Source organism: Acinetobacter sp. GW821-FHT09D10 (assembly GCF_059416285.1).
In genome coordinates, this window is record NZ_JBWKOW010000006.1 from 196,998 (window position 1) to 214,304 (window position 17,307).

Genomic DNA, 17,307 nt, shown 5'->3' on the forward strand with positions numbered 1-17,307 from the left:
TTTTTTTTATGGAAGGCTAGTGGGAATTGTTGCCAAAAAATACATCTACGCAAGACGATACAAAAAAGTGATAATCTAATGTGAAGCCGTTCTTATTTTAAATTGAAGAATTTATGTTGCATTATCAAATTGAGTTCGATGATTACAAACAACACCTTGTTCACGTGACAATTCGTTTTTTAGCCAATCCGAATCAGGAACTTTGGCTGCCAACGTGGATTCCGGGTAGTTATCTAATTCGAGAGTTCTCAAAACATATTGAATCCGTTAAAGCTTATGATGAAGCTGGACGTATGCTAGACATTAAAAAAACGAGCAAGAATCGCTGGCGTTTATTTAATACAGATCACGAATTAATGACGATTGAATATGATGTTTATGCATATGATTTGTCTGTACGTGGTGCATATGTAGACCAGACGCGTCTATATATTAATCCGGCGTGTGTCTGTTTGGCTTTAGATGGGCAAGAACAGTCTGCTTGTGAAGTCGAAGTTTTCTTGCCAGATGAGTTAAAGCATTTTCAGTTAGCAACCGGCTTAGCTTCAAAAAGTCTAGTCAAAGGGCGCTTTACTTTAAAAGCCGATCATTATGATCAACTGATTGATAGCCCGTTTGAACTGGCTGATCAAACACGCTTTAATTTTGAAACGCATGGTATTGAACATGAGTTCGTGATTTCTGGTTCGCACACGACCAATATTGATCGCTTAAAAGCTGATATTGAAAAGATTTGTGCAGCTGAAATAAATATGTTCGGTTCGGCACCATTTAAAAACTATACCTTTATGACGATGGCAACAGGGAATAGTTATGGTGGATTAGAACATTGCAATAGTACAAGTCTGATTACACCACGCGACGATTTGCCAAAATCGAATGAACCAACTGAACCTTCTAAAGATTATCAACGCTTTTTAGGCTTATGTAGTCATGAATATTTTCATTCATGGTTAGTAAAGTTTATCCGTCCAGAAAACTTTGCAAATTATAATTTGCATCAAGAAGGCTACACCTCTTTACTTTGGATATTTGAAGGTTTTACTTCATATTACGATGACCTAATTTTATTGCGCAGTGGCGTAATTTCTCAGAAGTCTTATCTTGATTTACTCAAAGCACAAATTGATCGCTATTTACAAAACCCAGGTCGTTTTGTTCAAACAGTTGCCGAATCAAGTTTTGATGCTTGGATCAAATTTTATCGTCAAGATGAAAACTCAAATAATGCAGGTACCAGTTATTACAATAAAGGTGCTTTGGTTGCATTGTGCCTAGATTTAGGTCTACGCCTACGTGGCTCTAGTCTTGATGCTTTAATGCGTCGGTTATATGAAAATACTCAAAATGGTATGCAAGTAAATGAGCGAACCATTTTTGATTTATGTAAAGAACTGACGGGTGATAACTGGACTGAACAGATTAATCATTTGATTAACACGACTGATGAATTACCACTTGATCAGTTGCTTCCTGAATTTGGCTTAAGCTATAGAGTTAAAACTGACAAATCTTTGCCATTAGGCTTGAAACTTGTCGATAAGCCAGAAGGCGTGCTTGTACAAAGTGCTCGCCGTGAGAGCGCTGGAGCAAAAGCAGGTATTTCTGCCAATGATGTGATTATTGCAATTGATGGTTTAAAAGCATCCACTAAGCTTATCGAGAAGTATGCAAAACAGGGTGGTACTTATACTGTATTTGCTTTCCGTCGTGATGAGTTAATATCTTTTGAAGTCGATTGCGCTACAACTGATTTAACCGAAGTTGAACTTGTCGTTGAAGATCAAGCTAAAACTGAAAAATGGTTAAAAGCTTAGATTAAAGCTAAATAGTTTATAAAAAACCGATGTTTTGCACATCGGTTTTTACTTTTAAGTATGTCCAAATGGTGAAATCCGTTTTACCTTTGAGTTTATTTTGAATGAAAAGTATAATAATTGTCAGAACACTGAAAGATATCTCATGTAAGTTAATCATGTTTAATGCCTGAAAAGTGATCTGAATATGCGTATTACAATGACTTAGATATCAGAAAATTATCTATATATTTGAATTATGTATTATTTCGCTACGAAATGTCGTTATCACTGGATATTTCGTTGACTGGAAGGCAATGAGAGCCGATACTCTCAGGGTTTTATTTAAGCATATCGGTTCGTAGGCACTGGGCCAAAAGCTCGGTCCTCAACACTCAATCAAACGGAAGGGGCTATATATGGCTGGTGAAAAGTCAACTATTATTTACACACTGACTGACGAGGCGCCACTATTGGCGACCTATTCGCTACTGCCGATCATTGAGACCTTTACTAAGCCAGCTGGCATCGAGATTATTAAAAGTGACATCTCTGTAGCTGCACGTGTGCTCGCAGAATTCGCTGAATACCTAAGTGAAGAGCAAAAGGTATCCGACAACCTTGCAGAGCTAGGTCGTCTTACACAAGATCCAGATACTAACATTATCAAACTCCCGAATATCAGTGCGTCTGTTGCGCAATTAACTGCATGTATCAAAGAGCTTCAATCAAAAGGTTATGCAATTCCTGATTATCCGGAAAATCCTGCAACCGAAGAAGAAAAATCAATCAAAGCTCGTTATGGCAAGTGCCTTGGTTCAGCAGTAAACCCTGTCCTTCGTGAAGGTAACTCTGACCGTCGTGCTCCAGCAGCAGTTAAAAATTACGCCAAAAAACACCCTCATTCAATGAGCGAATGGAAACAGTGGTCACAAACTCATGTTTCACATATGGAAGAAGGTGACTTCTACCATGGTGAAAAATCAATGACACTTGATCGCGCACGTAATGTGAAAATGGAACTTATCACGAACAGTGGTAAGAGCATTGTTCTTAAGCCAAAAGTTGCGCTACAAGACGGCGAAATCATTGATTCAATGTTCATGAGCAAGAAAGCACTTTGTGATTTCTATGAAAAAGAACTTGATGATTGTAAAGAAGCGGGAATTTTATTCTCTCTACACGTAAAAGCGACAATGATGAAAGTTTCACACCCGATTGTTTTCGGTCACTGTGTGAAAATCTATTACAAAGAAGCTTTCGAAAAACACGGTAAGTTATTTGACGAATTAGGTATTAACGTTAATAACGGTATGGCTGGGTTGTACGAGAAAATCGAAACTCTTCCAACGTCGTTACGTGAAGAAATCATTGAAGATTTACATGCTTGTCAAGAACATCGTCCTGCACTTGCAATGGTAGACTCAGCAAAAGGCATCACAAACTTCCACTCACCAAACGACATCATCGTGGATGCTTCTATGCCAGCTATGATCCGTGCTGGTGGTAAAATGTGGGGTGCTGATGGTAAGCAATATGATGCTAAAGCTGTTATGCCTGAATCAACATTTGCTCGTATTTACCAAGAAATGATCAACTTCTGTAAGTGGCATGGTAACTTCGATCCGAAGACTATGGGTACTGTACCGAACGTTGGTTTGATGGCTCAAAAAGCTGAAGAATACGGTTCTCACGACAAGACTTTTGAAATTTCAGAAGCTGGTATTGCAAACATTACCGATCTTGACACTGGTGAAGTGTTATTGACTCAAAATGTTGAAGAAGGCGATATCTGGCGTATGTGTCAGGTTAAAGATGCTCCGATTCGTGACTGGGTAAAACTTGCAGTAACTCGTGCACGTAACTCAGGCATGCCTGCGATCTTCTGGCTTGACCCGTACCGTCCACACGAAAATGAATTGATCAAGAAAGTACAAAAGTACTTAAAAGATCATGACACGAATGGCTTGGATATTGAGATCATGTCTCAAGTTCGTGCAATGCGTTACACACTTGAGCGTGTAGTACGTGGTCTAGATACTATTTCTGTGACTGGTAACATCTTACGTGACTACTTAACTGATTTGTTCCCAATTATGGAACTTGGTACTTCTGCGAAAATGTTGTCTATCGTTCCGCTTATGGCGGGTGGTGGTATGTACGAAACTGGTGCGGGTGGTTCAGCGCCAAAACACGTACAGCAACTTGTTGAAGAAAACCACTTGCGTTGGGATTCGCTTGGTGAGTTCCTTGCTTTAGCAGCGTCTTTAGAAGAGATGGGTATTAAAGAAAATAATGCTCGTGCTAAGTTACTTGCGAAGACTCTTGATGAAGCGACTGACAAGTTACTTGACAATGGTAAGTCACCATCACGCCGTACGGGTGAGATTGACAACCGTGGCAGCCATTTCTACTTATCACTTTACTGGGCTCAAGCGCTTGCTGCACAGGACGAAGATGCTGAGTTGAAAGCTAAATTTGCTCCTCTTGCAAAAACTTTAGCTGAAGAAGAACCGAAGATTGTTGCTGAACTTGCTCAAGTGCAAGGTAAACCTGCTGACATCGGTGGTTACTATGCAATTGATAAAGCAAAAGTAGATGCTGTAATGCGTCCAAGTGCTACATTTAATGCAGCTCTTGCAACTGTTGAGGCTTAATTACTAACTCGTTAGTAAATAGCTTAAAGGCCGGTGCATATGCACCGGTTTTTTTAGAAAAATAAAGGGCATTAAAAAAGCCCACTGATGTGAGCTTTTAAAAGTTTAAATCTTATCGATCATTGCGGCCACGACCACGTGGTGCTTTAGCATTTGGACGAGTTGTACCATTGGTTTTACGACGAGGTTTTTCACCTTCATCCATTTGCCAAATACGTTTTGTACCAGACTTTTTCGTAGAACCGTCTTTATTCTTACGAACCATTGGTTTACCGCCAGTACCACCTGGTTTTTTCACGTATGAACGTGAACGATAAGGTTCTTCAGCTGGAACATCTTTAAAATCAGGGTAAAGCAAAGGCTCAATTTCTTTAACATCACCAGGTTTTAAACCGAGTTGAACTAAATCAATTGAACCAATTTTCGTACGAATTAAACGTAAAGTTGGAAAACCTACCGCAGAAGTCATACGACGAACTTGACGGTTACGGCCTTCGCAAATTGAAATTTCGATCCAAGATGTTGGAATGTTTGCACGAAAACGTACAGGCGGGTTACGTTCCCATAACCATTCTGGTTCACTTACTTTAATGGCTGTAGCAGGAAGCGTCATACCATCATTAAGTTCTACACCTTTACGAAGCTGCTCAAGCGCTTCTTCAGTTACATCGCCATCAACTTGAACTAAATACGTTTTGTATTTTTTATTTGCAGGGTTAGTAATGAACTGATTCAGACCACCATGATCAGTTAAAAAAACTAAACCCTCAGAGTCCATATCAAGACGGCCTGCCAAACGCAAAGTCGGGTCATCAACAAAGTCAGAGACGGTCATATGCGCTTCGTCTTTACGAAACTGGGAGAGAACGTCATATGGTTTGTTGAGAATGACAATTTTCATAAAAAATGACTTCTTCTTTCAAATAACTAGAGAAAACATTGAGGTTTATTTAAGTGAGAAATCTTATTATTTCTCATATAAATCCCAAAAATGATTAATTTCAATTAAGCTATTATGCGTTAAGAAGAGTTGAAAGTATTGTGTATCGATAATTATTTTTAGTTAATTAAGTATTATAAAAGGGAGAATTCACATAATGGGTTATCAGAAGATCGTGGTTCCTGCAGATGGCGACAAAATTAAAGTAAATGCAGACCTGTCACTGAATGTACCAAATCATCCAATTATTCCTTTCATTGAGGGTGATGGTATTGGTGTGGATATTACACCAACCATGAAAGCAGTCGTAGATGCTGCTATTTTAAAAGCTTATGGTGGCAAGCGCTCAATCGAATGGATGGAAGTGTATTGCGGTGAAAAAGCCAATAAAATTTATGGCAGCTATATGCCGGCAGAAACTTTTGAAGCACTTCGTGAGTTCGTTGTCTCAATCAAAGGTCCTTTAACGACACCAGTGGGTGGCGGTATTCGTTCACTCAACGTTGCCTTACGCCAAGAATTAGATTTATATGTTTGCGTACGTCCAGTGCGTTGGTTTGAAGGCGTACCTTCACCAGTTCAACATCCTGAATTAACAGACATGGTCATTTTCCGTGAAAATTCGGAAGATATCTATGCAGGGATTGAATGGAAAGCTGATTCAGAAGAGGCTAAGAAAGTCATTAGATTCCTTCAAGAAGAAATGGGTGTGACAAAAATCCGTTTCCCAGAAGGCTGTGGTATTGGAATTAAACCCGTATCGAAAGAAGGTTCACAGCGTTTAGTACGTAAAGCCATTCAGTTTGCGATCGAAAATGATAAGCCTTCGGTGACGCTTGTTCACAAGGGTAATATCATGAAATATACCGAAGGGGCATTCAAAGAATGGGGCTATGAGCTGGCGCTTGATCGTTTTGGTGGAGAACTGATTGATGGCGGCCCATGGGTTAAAATTAAAAACCCAAGAACTGGTAAAGACATCATCATTAAAGATGTGATTGCAGATGCTTTCTTACAACAAATTTTAATGCGCCCAGCTGATTACTCTGTTATTGCAACGCTTAATTTAAATGGTGACTATATTTCCGATGCGCTGGCAGCAGAAGTAGGTGGCATTGGTATTGCACCGGGTGCAAATATTGGTGGTGCAATTGCAGTTTATGAAGCAACTCATGGCACTGCGCCTAAATATGCAGGTCAAGATAAAGTAAACCCAGGTTCTATCATTTTGTCTGCGGAAATGATGTTACGTGATATGGGCTGGACAGAAGCTGCTGATCTGATCATTAAAGGAATTTCTGGAGCGATCGCCGCTAAAACCGTAACTTACGATTTTGAGCGTTTAATGCCGGGTGCAACCTTGTTACGTTGTTCTGAATTTGGTGATGCGATTATAAAACATATGGGAGAGTAATCTTCTATAAAAAAGCCCTCGGTTGAGGGCTTTTTTTATTGCAAAAATTCAGGGTGCTTCGTGGTCTTCGTGATGCCGACTTTCTTTTGATAACTCTGATCTAGGGCCTGAATAAAAAGAATAAAGGCAATTAAAAATAGGGGGAAGAACAGAGATTTCATGATTCGGTTTCTCCGAGAATTGAGATGTAAGTAGGACGTACAGGAAGTAAAAGGCAAACTGCAAAGAGTAGAACGATTCCACCCAGAAGAAAGAGATGTGCATAAGACCAGTGCAAATGATGCAAAGTACTAATGACGACACCACCTAAAAGCTGAGTGCTAGCAAATCCAATCGTGGCAAGGCTCCAGAGCTTTTGATAACGCTGTTCGTAAATCTGTAGCAGACTATAAGAGCTAATAAACACCGTTGCGGGAGTCAGCAATCCTGTAAGAAGGGAAGATAAAGCGAGCAAAGAAGTGGTCTGGGAAAAGAAAGGTAAAACAACAGCTAGACAGTAAATGGCATATAACCATTTAATGGTGTGTAAATATCCCATTAGACGGCTTAAGCAATAAGCGACAAATGCACCAATGCAGCTTCCTGCTCCATAGAGAACCCAAAATAAATTCCTTTGCTCTAATGAAAAATGCAAAGTTCCAGATAAATAATCCATCCAGAATAGAGAGTGAGGAATATAAGCAAAGGCACTGCACATATAGGCAATAATAATGACAAGACCTAAACGTGATTTTTGTGAGACTTGCAGGTTGGTAGAATGCGGCTTAATCACCTGAGCAGAATTACGACTTAATAATTGATAAAGCAGTACGCTTCCTAATATGGAGATGCCCGCAAAAATATCCCAAACATAATGCACAGGTATATTTTCAAGTACAGGGATAATAATGGTGGCAGATAACACACCCACGCCAATCCCGCTAAATCCTAAAAAATTAACTTTTAATCTTTGCGTGGTGGGAATGTATTTCATGGCAAAGCTTGGGGCTAAAATCATAAGTAAGCCGCCAGCAATACCAGAAACCGTACGCCAGAAAATGAACCATGCTAGAGGCATATCCAGGAATGAGCAGCATAGGAGGCTGAGGCTACCGGCAATAGTTGAGAGTACGATCATGGATGGGATGTACTTTTCTTTAATACTCAATAACGCCAATAAGGCACCAATGAGATATCCCAATAAATTTGCACTCCCTAAGAAGCTGGCAAAATCATGGGTCCAGTGATATTGCTCAATCATGATGGGCATGAGCGCAGTATAGGAAAATCTGAACACTCCAATACCCAAACAAGTTGCCAAAAAGACAAGTAAGCTCATTCGATAAAACGTAGACATGAGAAGACTCTCAATTTTTTTATTATTAAAAGCTAGTTTTGTCATCATTAAAAATGATTTAATAAGATGATAGTTATCTTGTTTTGAGATAGTGTAATGTTATTAAAGTCACTAGAGTTTTTCTTGGCGGTCGCAGAGAGTGGAAGTTTTTCATTAGCTGCACAAAAAATGTATACCGTTCAATCGAATATCACGAGCCATATAAAAAAACTTGAAGAAGAGTTGGGTGTGATTTTATTAAATCGCCATAACCCAGTGACACTAACCAATGCAGGACAACAGCTACATAGTTATGCTGTTCAAATGCTTGCACTACACCATAAAGCTAAAAAAATCTTTCAAGAAGGTGGAATTGATCCTGCTGAATCAATCCGACTTGGAAGTATGGAGACTACTGCTGCAATACGTTTGCCACAGTTACTCAATCAATGTATGCAGCAATATCCTACTTTACCGATTGAGCTCCAAACTCATCCGACACGTTATTTATTAAATGCTGTACATCAGGGGAAATTGGACTGTGCTTTTGTGGCTTCTAAACATTCCATTCCTGAGTTATATAGTTTTCCTGTGTGGCATGAAGAGCTGGTTCTGGTTTGCCCTAAGCAACAAGAGAGCTTTCCAGACATGGCAACCCTTGCAAAAACAAGGTTTATAGCATTTCGGCAAGGTTGCTCATATCGACATGCTATAGAACTTTTCTTGAATGACTTTAGTATTCCACCTTCGCAAATTATGGAAATGGGCAGTCTTGACGGAATTGTGAGTTGTGTAGAATTGGGTGTAGGTTTTGCTTTATTACCTAAGTCTTATCTGGCAAAAGTTGCAGATAAAGTGTCCATCAATTGTTTTGGACTAAATACGGAGTCTGCTTTTTTCACTACATATTTAGTTGCCCAGTTACCAGAAACATGGGGAACTAATTTAAAGCAATTTATTTATTTTATTGAGCAACAATTTGAATTAAAGGTTGCTTAAGTAGAGGCTGATTTTTATACATAAATATCTTACGTAATTTATAAATTAAAAGTGATATATATGTATTAAAAAGTCATTTTATATTCTCACGCAGGTTTGTAATCATCTTGATGCTATAAAATTGTTGAAAAGGGTAGTTTATATAGGCCGGCTATGGTCAAATATGCCCCCTTGAAAGATGACACAAGCAATAATTTGGAGTTTGGGAATGAATATACCCTTAATCATCAATATTGTGGTTTTTGTCGGGTTAATATTTTTACTCGCCCAAACACGTAAAACGGACTGGAGCTTATCAAAAAAAGTTCTGGCTGGCTTAATTCTAGGTGTGGTGTTTGGCTTAGGACTACATTTGATTTATGGCGGTGGCCATCCGATTCTTGCTGAATCTATTAGCTGGTTTAATATCGTTGGAAATGGCTATGTAAAACTTTTACAAATGGTCGTCATGCCTTTGGTATTTGTGTCTATTTTGGGAGCGGTTGCAAAATTACACCAAGCATCGTCTTTAGGCAAAATCAGTTTTTACACGATTGGTACTTTACTATTTACAACGCTGATTGCTGCACTCGTAGGAGTATTTGTTACTAACCTGTTTGGCTTAACGGCAAAAGGCTTGGTGCAAGGTGCTGCTGAAACTGCACGCTTAACTGCCATTAATACAGATTATGTAGGCAAAGTTACCGATTTAAGTGTGCCGCAATTTATTCTTTCCTTTATTCCAAGTAATCCATTTGCTGAATTAACTGGTGCCAACCCAACTTCAATTATTAGTGTGGTTATCTTTGCCGTCTTCTTAGGTATAGCAGCACTCAACCTAATGAAAGATGATGAAGAAAAAGGTCAGCGTATTTTAACTGCAATCCAGACTTTACAGTCTTGGGTAATGAAATTGGTTCGTTTGGTGATGACGCTTACACCTTATGGTGTTTTTGCACTCATGACCAAAGTTGTGGCAAGTTCTAACGTAGCAGATATCTTAAACTTAGGCGGTTTCTTGGTGGCGTCTTATCTAGGCTTGGCGATTATGTTTGTCGTACATGCCATTATTTTGACGCTTACCGGTGTTTCTCCACTTAAATTCTTTAAGAAAGTTGCTCCAGTTTTAACGTTTGCATTTACCAGCCGTTCAAGCGCTGCAAGTATTCCGCTCAGTATCGAAGCACAAACTCGTCGTTTAGGTATTCCTGAATCTATTGCAAGTTTCTCTGCTTCTTTTGGTGCGACAATTGGCCAAAATGGTTGTGCTGGTTTATATCCAGCAATGCTAGCGGTAATGGTTGCGCCAACAATGGGAATTAATACGCTAGATCCAATGTGGATTGCATCGTTAGTCGGTATTGTGACTTTAAGTTCAATTGGTGTAGCTGGAGTAGGGGGTGGTGCAACTTTCGCTGCACTGATCGTACTTCCTGCAATGGGCTTACCTGTAACTTTGGTTGCGCTTCTTATTTCAATTGAACCATTAATTGATATGGGACGTACTGCGTTAAACGTAAATGGTTCAATGACTGCGGGTGTTGTTACCAGTCAATTTATGGGCCAGACAGATAAAGAAATATTAAACAGTGAAGATGAAATTGAATTAACACATCATTAATAAACTGTAAGAGACGACTCAATCTCATTGGATTGGGTCGTTTTTTTATGTGTGAATAATGGCTGTAATGCTAATTTTTAAAAATCTGTGTCTGTTTATATTTAAAAAAATTGAAGACAATGAATTAATTTAAAAGAGTTGAATATCATGAAAATGTATCAAGTCGATGCTTTTACAAAAGAGTTATTTCGTGGAAATCCCGCCGCTGTGGTTGTTGAAAAAGAATGGCTAGATACAGATTTAATGCAGAAGATAGCACTTGAAAATAACTTGTCTGAAACTGCTTTTGTAAAAATCATAGACTCTGAAAATTATGAAATCCGTTGGTTTACTCCAACAGTTGAAGCTGATTTTTGTGGGCATGCCACCCTTGCAAGTGCTTTTGTAATATTTAAAGATTTTACTAAGAAAAAGACGATTAATTTTCATGTACGAAACTTAGGTCTTTTTGTGGTTCATCAAGATGAAGACGGCAAAATTAGAATGAATTTTCCAATTTGTAAAGCTCATCAAGTTGAAGATTATCCGGCTATTTTACGTCAAGCTTTAAGCAAACCTTTTAAAGCGGTTTATCAAAATCCTTACGCCTACGTCATTGAATATGAGTCAGTTCAAGATGTATTAGATGAAAAACCAGACATGAATTTGCTAAAAAAATTAGGTAAGTTACGTACTGCTGTTACAGCAAATGATGTGGATGTTGCAATAACATCAAAAGCCGACCAGCAATATGATTGTGTCTCTCGCTATTTTGCACCTGTCGCGGGCATCGATGAAGACCCGGTTACAGGTTCAATTCATACGGCAATAGCGCCGTTATGGGTAGAAAAGCTTGGGAAAAATAATATTTTGGCTTATCAGGCTTCTAGTCGTGGAGGCATTTTATATTGCAATGTTCTGTCTGAAGAACGTATTGAAATTTCAGGATATGGGAAACTTTATATGCAAGCTGAAATTTTTCTTTAAAATATAAGGCCGTTTAAATAAACGGCTTTTTTTTCAAAACTTTACTATTAATGTCAGCTTAAATTTCCTACTATAGTCCCACAACTATTGATTTTTTATTATTCAAATTAATTGGTATTTATATGTTTATGCAGTTTAAACAACTGACTCTCTCCCTATGTATTCTTAGTTTAAGTGCTGCGTCTTGGGCACAAACCACACTAGTAAAAAGCAAGCAAAATATTGAGGAATATAAATTAGATAACGGTTTTCGGATTGTACTTGCACCGAATGACAAAGAAAATAAAATCTTTATTAATACCATTTATTTAACAGGTTCATTAAATGATCCGCAAGGTAAAAGCGGCTTAGCTCATTTACTTGAACACTTGGCTTTTAAGGGGACAAAAAATGTTAAAGGGGAAGAATTCCAGCGTCGTTTAGATCAATATACGCTGATGACGAACGCAAGCACAGATTATTATTCGACCAAGTATACCAATATCGTTCGTCCGGAAAAGACTGCACTCAATGAAGTGTTGTATCTTGAATCTGAACGTATGGATAAATTGGTTCTACAAGAAAAATTTGTTCCTTCTGAAATTGAAATCGTAAAGCGTGAACGTGAAGTCCGCATGGATCAGCCTTTTGCTGTTTTAATGGACCAAATGTGGAAATCGGCTTATGGCAATCAATATTTAGGTCGTTTACCGATTGGTGATTTACCTGAGCTTAAATCTATTAAAATGCCTGAGCTAGACCGTTTTTATCGTAGCTGGTATGCACCGAATAATGCTGTCATGGTTGTTTCGGGTAAATTCGATAAAACAGATGTATTAAAAACAATTGATCAATATTTTAGTCCAATCGTGGCACGAGAAGTTCCGAAGGCTGTACAGATTCCTGTACTCGACTCTACAAAAATAAAAAATCGTCAGTTCGTGGTGAAAAAGGGGAGCGATCTCGCTAAATTCCATATCTATATGAATGGTAAAAATACCAAAATTCAGCCGACACTCGCTTTAGCTCCTTTGTTATATACCATGCAACCAAGTGGTCATTTATATCAGAACATGGTTGAAACAGGCATTACCACAAATGTTGAAGCTAGTACTTGGTTAGACCAAGATTTTAATGTGGTATTCCTGGGCGCCATTTATGCGCCAAGTAATGACCCTAAAAAAGTTGAAAGCTCTTTGCTAGCGGGTATTGAAAAAGGAAAGCCTTTTACTGAAGTTGAATTAAATCGTGTTAAGAGTTTAATGAAAACTCAAGGCGACTTAATCACTAAAGATGCGGTAGCACTTGGGTCGCGTTTAAGTGATTACACGGTCGCTGGTGAGCAATGGGATCAATATTTTAAAGATCTAGATTCGGTAAAAAACGTTAAGCTAGATGATGTGAATCAAACTTTAAAACAGTTCCTTGTTGCTGAGCATCGTATTGACGGTGATATTTTGCCAACACCTGAAGACCAGAAGAAAGCTCAACAACAAAACTCAAAAGATGCGCCTAAAACCTTAGATCAGGTGGAAGCACAGGCAGAACCTTTAAAAGACCCGAAAGCCTATCAACAAGAAGTTACTGAGTTTTTAAAAACTTCAAAACAGTATGTAGAAAGTAATGAGAAAAAGATTATCCGTGGAAAGCTGAAAAATGGAATGAAGTATGCTTTATTCCCAGTTGAAACACGTGATGATCGTACTTATGCCACAATTACGATGGATTTCGGAACAGAGAAATCTTTATTTAATAAAGGTACGGTAGTCGATTTAACCTCATATTTATTACTACGTGGTTCCGATAAATATAGCTTGCAGGATATTGCCGATAAATCGATTGATGCGGGCGGGGCTGCTTATGCAAGTGCCGATGGCAATGGCATGACCATTAACATTCAATCTAAATCAGAAAAATTTGATGAGTATTTCAAGTTTGTTCTTGATGTGATGAAAAATCCGAAATTTGAGCAATCTCAATTTGATTTAATTAAATCGCAAAGTTTATCAAGCCTTGATCGTCCTTATACCGAGCCAGATGTCGTGGCTGGTTTAACACTTTCACGTTTGCTTGAAGAATATCAACCAGGTGATTTGCGTTATCACTTTGAACCTGAACTGGCAAAACAGCAATTGAAAAACGCAACTCAAGAGCAAGTGAAAGAGTTGTACGAGCGTTTCTTTGCAATGAACCATGCTCAAATCGCGATTACGGGCAAGTTTGATGCGAAAAAAATGCAGAAATTACTTAATCAGGAATTTGGTCGTTGGAATGGTAAACAGCCTTATCAAAAAATCTTGATTAATCATGTCGATTTTCCAGCACAGCAAGTTCATGTTTTATCTGAGCAGCGCGAATTTGGTAGTTACCAAAGCGTGCTTTCACTGCCAGTTGGGAAAAACCATCCAGATGCATCTGCTTTAATTTTACTGAATTATATTTTAGGTGAGTCTCAAATTTCATCACGCTTGGCTCAAGAGCTTCGTGAGAAAAATGCATTAGTGTATGGTTTTGGAAGTGGGTTGCAACTTGATCGTGATACGAATGTTGGGGCTTTAAGCATTAGCGCAAATTACACTTCGGGTCGCTCAGCGCAAGTTTCTGCCTCAATACATAAAGTGTTAAATGACTTGTTGAAAAATGGTGTGACAGAGCAAGAGCTTGAAGCTGCTAAAGCAGATATCATGAAGAAACGAGTTACGGCATTAGAAGATGAACGTAATATTCATGGTATGTTAAATCTCCAGCTTGAGTCTGGTAAAACATTACAAGACCGTGTTCGACATGACCAAGAGTTAACTAAACTGACTGTTGCAGACGTAAATGCAGCAATTAAAAAATATATTAAACCTGAACATTTAGTCGAGGTTATGGCTGACCAATATGGTCAGGCAGCAAAAAAATAAAGTCTTCTTTATAAATAAAAAGCCACTCAATCGTGGCTTTTTATTTGGGTATTTAAATCATATTAATGATCATGTTTATGCGCGTGAAAATCTTCATTTTTACGGAAACGTAAATAATTTTCGAATTGTTCACAATATTCATCGAAATTATCTTCAAGCATCATTTGAAATTGTTGCACAAGATAAGACATGACTTGATCTTTAGCATCACGCATTTCATCGCCATCTTTAAAGTTATTTGCTGCTACCCATGTGTTAAAACGGGCACTAGCAAATAACATTGCCGCACTTACTTGACCACGGAGTTCAGCTGGATCTGGTTTTTCACCTTTTGGCGGGCGACAAAAATCATTCGCTTGTTTGATAAATTCATCCGCACGCTCAAAGAAAACCGCATTTAAAGCTTCTTCTTCAGTAACATCTGTTGCATTGATCTTTTGAGACATGACTTATTCCCGCAAAAATAGAGCTGCTTATTATAGGCAAAGCCTTGCGGAAACAAAACCTTTGCCTTAGTCTGTAAATAGCCTAAGTATCGGGAGGTTTAATATGCAAGATGCAATTGCTATTCAAAGTTTAAAAACGGATATCGCTTTATTACGACAGCATATTTTCCCGCCTCAATATTTAGAACATGTGGAAGGGCTGCCGATCTATTATGGTTTACAACAAGAAGTCGAAACCTATTATCAACAATGGCAAGGTTTAATTGAAAGGGCACAAGAACTTTTTCAGCCATTTATGGAAGATGAATTACCAGATGCGATTCATTTGCCAAGTCATTTAAATTTACCGTTGTTCTTTTTTCATGTAGACCGAATTCGGATTAATAAAACACGAGCTAAGGAATCTAAGACTTTCCGTGGTGTTGCAAGCTTAATTGAAAAATGTGGGCAGTTCGAAACAGACCAGATTTTTACGATGCAAGAATGGTTGCAGAGTGATGATACTGCTGCACTGGTAGCTCATCGTGAGTTTATCGATTTAAGAACTTATGTATTCCAACATGGCCAAAGTGAATATACCCGTTCACGTTTTTATACCAATGGTATTGTGTTAGGGGTTGAGCCGCATTTTAAATTGGTCGATGCCCGTGATAAGCCAAGAAAGCAACGTAGTGATAGCTATAATGACCCGTTAGCAGATAACGGTGTATGGAAAGTATTTGGTAAGTATCGATAAAAAGTCGCTGCACGTTTACAGCGACTTTTTATAAATTACCAGAACGTTTCAGCCTGACTAAAAGTTTGTAAAGCTTTGGCGGACCGCTTTTGTAAGTGAGGCTGTTTGGCTTTTACCCAGCCTAATGCAAACCAGAAAGACGAGTCATTTTCGACAGCTTTATTAAAAATACCTTCAGCAATAAACAAATCGTTATATTGACCTAAAGTATTTTGTACAGGTTGTAGCTGTTTTAAATATTGCTGTACTTTTTTGTCAGGATAAAGACTTGAAATAAACTCAACACAATAACGTAATTGCTTAGCTGTCTTGCGTATTTTGTGCTGTTCAGCAACTTCAAGCTCAGAGAAATGTTCAGCATTGCTGATCACTTTATGATGTAACTTATCTAAACTCTTTTTAATATGTTTTTTTAAGCCACCTGTTTTGGACTTTGGATCTTCTTCTGAATACGCAAATGCTAATAAATCGAGTAATAGTTTAATCGTGTCCGAAGATGTAAAGAGTATTGAGAGGTCTTTTAATGGCTGTGCTGAAACGGGTAGTAAAAGCTCAGGTGAACCGTGTTGCTTAATGATTGGTAACACTTCGGTGCGAATAGCATCTTCATCACGAGTGTCTCCAAGCTGACGGAAAAGCTCAGCAATTTGTTCTTCCCAAAGAGGATTTACCTCGTTTGACCAGCTAGAAAAATGTTTAAGTGCGCTACGTAAACGGCGCAAACTCACACGTGCCTGATGAATATGTTCAGCTTCGGCAATGCCATCGGCAATTGCTGCCATATTCGGTAAGAATTGTCCTAAACAGTTTTCGACAATCTTTTTGAGGGCCTGTTCAGCAGTAATATCTTTATTTAATGTTAGCGCTTTGGCATGAACAGCTGGTGAAACAGCTTGCTCCAGCGCTAATAAATTACCACGCTCGGCTTTGCTTCTTACATCAAGCCAAAGCGTATAACGATTAATCCATTGCTGTGCAAACTGAATAAGTGTTTTCACTGCGCCTTGCTTGAGTTCAAATTCAACTTCGCAAATTATGCTTTGAGCAGTTGCGGTTTTTACTACACCGTCATCAAGGCAAACTTCAATCGCTGTATTGTCTGCTTCAAACATATGATAAGTGCGCTGTACATCCGTTTCAAATTGCAAACTTAATTTTTTAGCTTCTTTGCCTAGGGCTGTATTAAGTAAATCAGTCACTACTTTATTGTCTTGATATAATTCAAGGTTTAAATCAGGTTCTTGGTCACATTTGCCTAAAAAAATTTCTTCTTCAACACGGTGTAAATGGCTTTGACCAGCAGCTTTAAAGGTTTGGACCCAAAGATCATTTTCTTTACGCAAACGTAGCGCCATGCCATTTTTTGCGAGTAACCGATCGGGGGTGTCGTAATATTTTGCCTGTAGATGAATCTGCTGTGCTTTATGCTTTTTTAAGTATTGTTGAACAGATTTTTTCTTCGATTCAGGTAACTGAAACTTAAGCTCAACTTCAACCATAATGTATCTCCCTGAATCAGTTATTTAAACTATCTTGAATGAGTATAATAGCTT

Annotated in this window: 13 protein-coding genes; 8 read left to right on the forward strand and 5 right to left on the reverse strand. The window is 38.4% G+C overall.

Annotated features, from left to right (window positions below):
• The first annotated feature begins 113 nt into the window (after positions 1-113).
• Positions 114-1,817, forward strand: coding sequence for a M61 family metallopeptidase (locus AC07M3_RS14495; protein ID WP_494567614.1), 1,704 nt, complete (start codon positions 114-116; stop codon positions 1,815-1,817).
• A 398-nt stretch (positions 1,818-2,215) separates the two neighbouring features.
• Positions 2,216-4,453, forward strand: coding sequence for an NADP-dependent isocitrate dehydrogenase (locus AC07M3_RS14500; RefSeq protein ID WP_017391874.1), 2,238 nt, complete (start codon positions 2,216-2,218; stop codon positions 4,451-4,453).
• Positions 4,454-4,565: 112 nt separating this feature from the next.
• Here the strand turns inward: AC07M3_RS14500 and AC07M3_RS14505 are convergent, their stop codons facing one another.
• Complete coding sequence (locus AC07M3_RS14505) at positions 4,566-5,354, reverse strand: rRNA large subunit pseudouridine synthase E (protein ID WP_003650388.1); 789 nt, start codon at positions 5,352-5,354, stop codon at positions 4,566-4,568.
• Between the two features lie 196 nt (positions 5,355-5,550).
• Between AC07M3_RS14505 and icd the strand changes: the two genes are divergently transcribed.
• A complete protein-coding gene (gene icd, locus AC07M3_RS14510; RefSeq protein WP_494567615.1) occupies positions 5,551-6,807 on the forward strand; it encodes an NADP-dependent isocitrate dehydrogenase in 1,257 nt (418 codons plus the stop codon).
• A gap of 35 nt (positions 6,808-6,842) precedes the next feature.
• On the opposite strand, the gene AC07M3_RS14515 is transcribed toward icd, so the two are convergent.
• Together AC07M3_RS14515 and AC07M3_RS14520 are read right to left on the reverse strand one after the other, a co-directional pair.
• Positions 6,843-6,968: a hypothetical protein gene (locus AC07M3_RS14515; protein WP_494567616.1), complete on the reverse strand. Its 126-nt coding sequence runs from the start codon at positions 6,966-6,968 to the stop codon at positions 6,843-6,845.
• Positions 6,965-8,191, reverse strand: a complete 1,227-nt coding sequence (locus AC07M3_RS14520) for a YbfB/YjiJ family MFS transporter (protein WP_494567617.1) — start codon at positions 8,189-8,191, stop codon at positions 6,965-6,967. The genes AC07M3_RS14515 and AC07M3_RS14520 overlap by 4 nt, the downstream gene beginning before the upstream one ends.
• 48 nt (positions 8,192-8,239) lie before the next feature.
• On the opposite strand from AC07M3_RS14520, the gene AC07M3_RS14525 reads away from it, so the two are divergent.
• The 4 genes from AC07M3_RS14525 (at position 8,240) to AC07M3_RS14540 (ending at position 14,572) form a co-directional block, all read left to right on the forward strand.
• Positions 8,240-9,121 (forward strand): LysR family transcriptional regulator, encoded by an 882-nt coding sequence (locus AC07M3_RS14525; RefSeq protein WP_494567618.1) that lies wholly within the window; start codon positions 8,240-8,242, stop codon positions 9,119-9,121.
• Between the two features lie 208 nt (positions 9,122-9,329).
• Positions 9,330-10,721 carry an L-cystine transporter gene (locus AC07M3_RS14530; RefSeq protein ID WP_004643616.1) on the forward strand — a complete coding sequence of 464 codons (1,392 nt, stop codon included), beginning with the start codon at positions 9,330-9,332 and terminating at the stop codon, positions 10,719-10,721.
• A 147-nt stretch (positions 10,722-10,868) separates the two neighbouring features.
• Positions 10,869-11,687 (forward strand): PhzF family phenazine biosynthesis protein, encoded by an 819-nt coding sequence (locus AC07M3_RS14535; RefSeq protein ID WP_494567619.1) that lies wholly within the window; start codon positions 10,869-10,871, stop codon positions 11,685-11,687.
• Positions 11,688-11,809: 122 nt separating this feature from the next.
• On the forward strand, positions 11,810-14,572 hold the full coding sequence (locus AC07M3_RS14540; protein WP_494567620.1) for a M16 family metallopeptidase: 2,763 nt from the start codon (positions 11,810-11,812) through the stop codon (positions 14,570-14,572).
• A gap of 62 nt (positions 14,573-14,634) precedes the next feature.
• On the opposite strand, the gene AC07M3_RS14545 is transcribed toward AC07M3_RS14540, so the two are convergent.
• Positions 14,635-15,018 carry a DUF3144 domain-containing protein gene (locus AC07M3_RS14545; protein ID WP_004643612.1) on the reverse strand — a complete coding sequence of 128 codons (384 nt, stop codon included), beginning with the start codon at positions 15,016-15,018 and terminating at the stop codon, positions 14,635-14,637.
• 103 nt (positions 15,019-15,121) lie between these two features.
• On the opposite strand from AC07M3_RS14545, the gene AC07M3_RS14550 reads away from it, so the two are divergent.
• Positions 15,122-15,754 carry a hypothetical protein gene (locus AC07M3_RS14550; RefSeq protein WP_092706471.1) on the forward strand — a complete coding sequence of 211 codons (633 nt, stop codon included), beginning with the start codon at positions 15,122-15,124 and terminating at the stop codon, positions 15,752-15,754.
• A gap of 35 nt (positions 15,755-15,789) precedes the next feature.
• Here the strand turns inward: AC07M3_RS14550 and AC07M3_RS14555 are convergent, their stop codons facing one another.
• Complete coding sequence (locus tag AC07M3_RS14555) at positions 15,790-17,253, reverse strand: CYTH and CHAD domain-containing protein (protein WP_494567621.1); 1,464 nt, start codon at positions 17,251-17,253, stop codon at positions 15,790-15,792.
• Positions 17,254-17,307 lie beyond the last annotated feature (54 nt).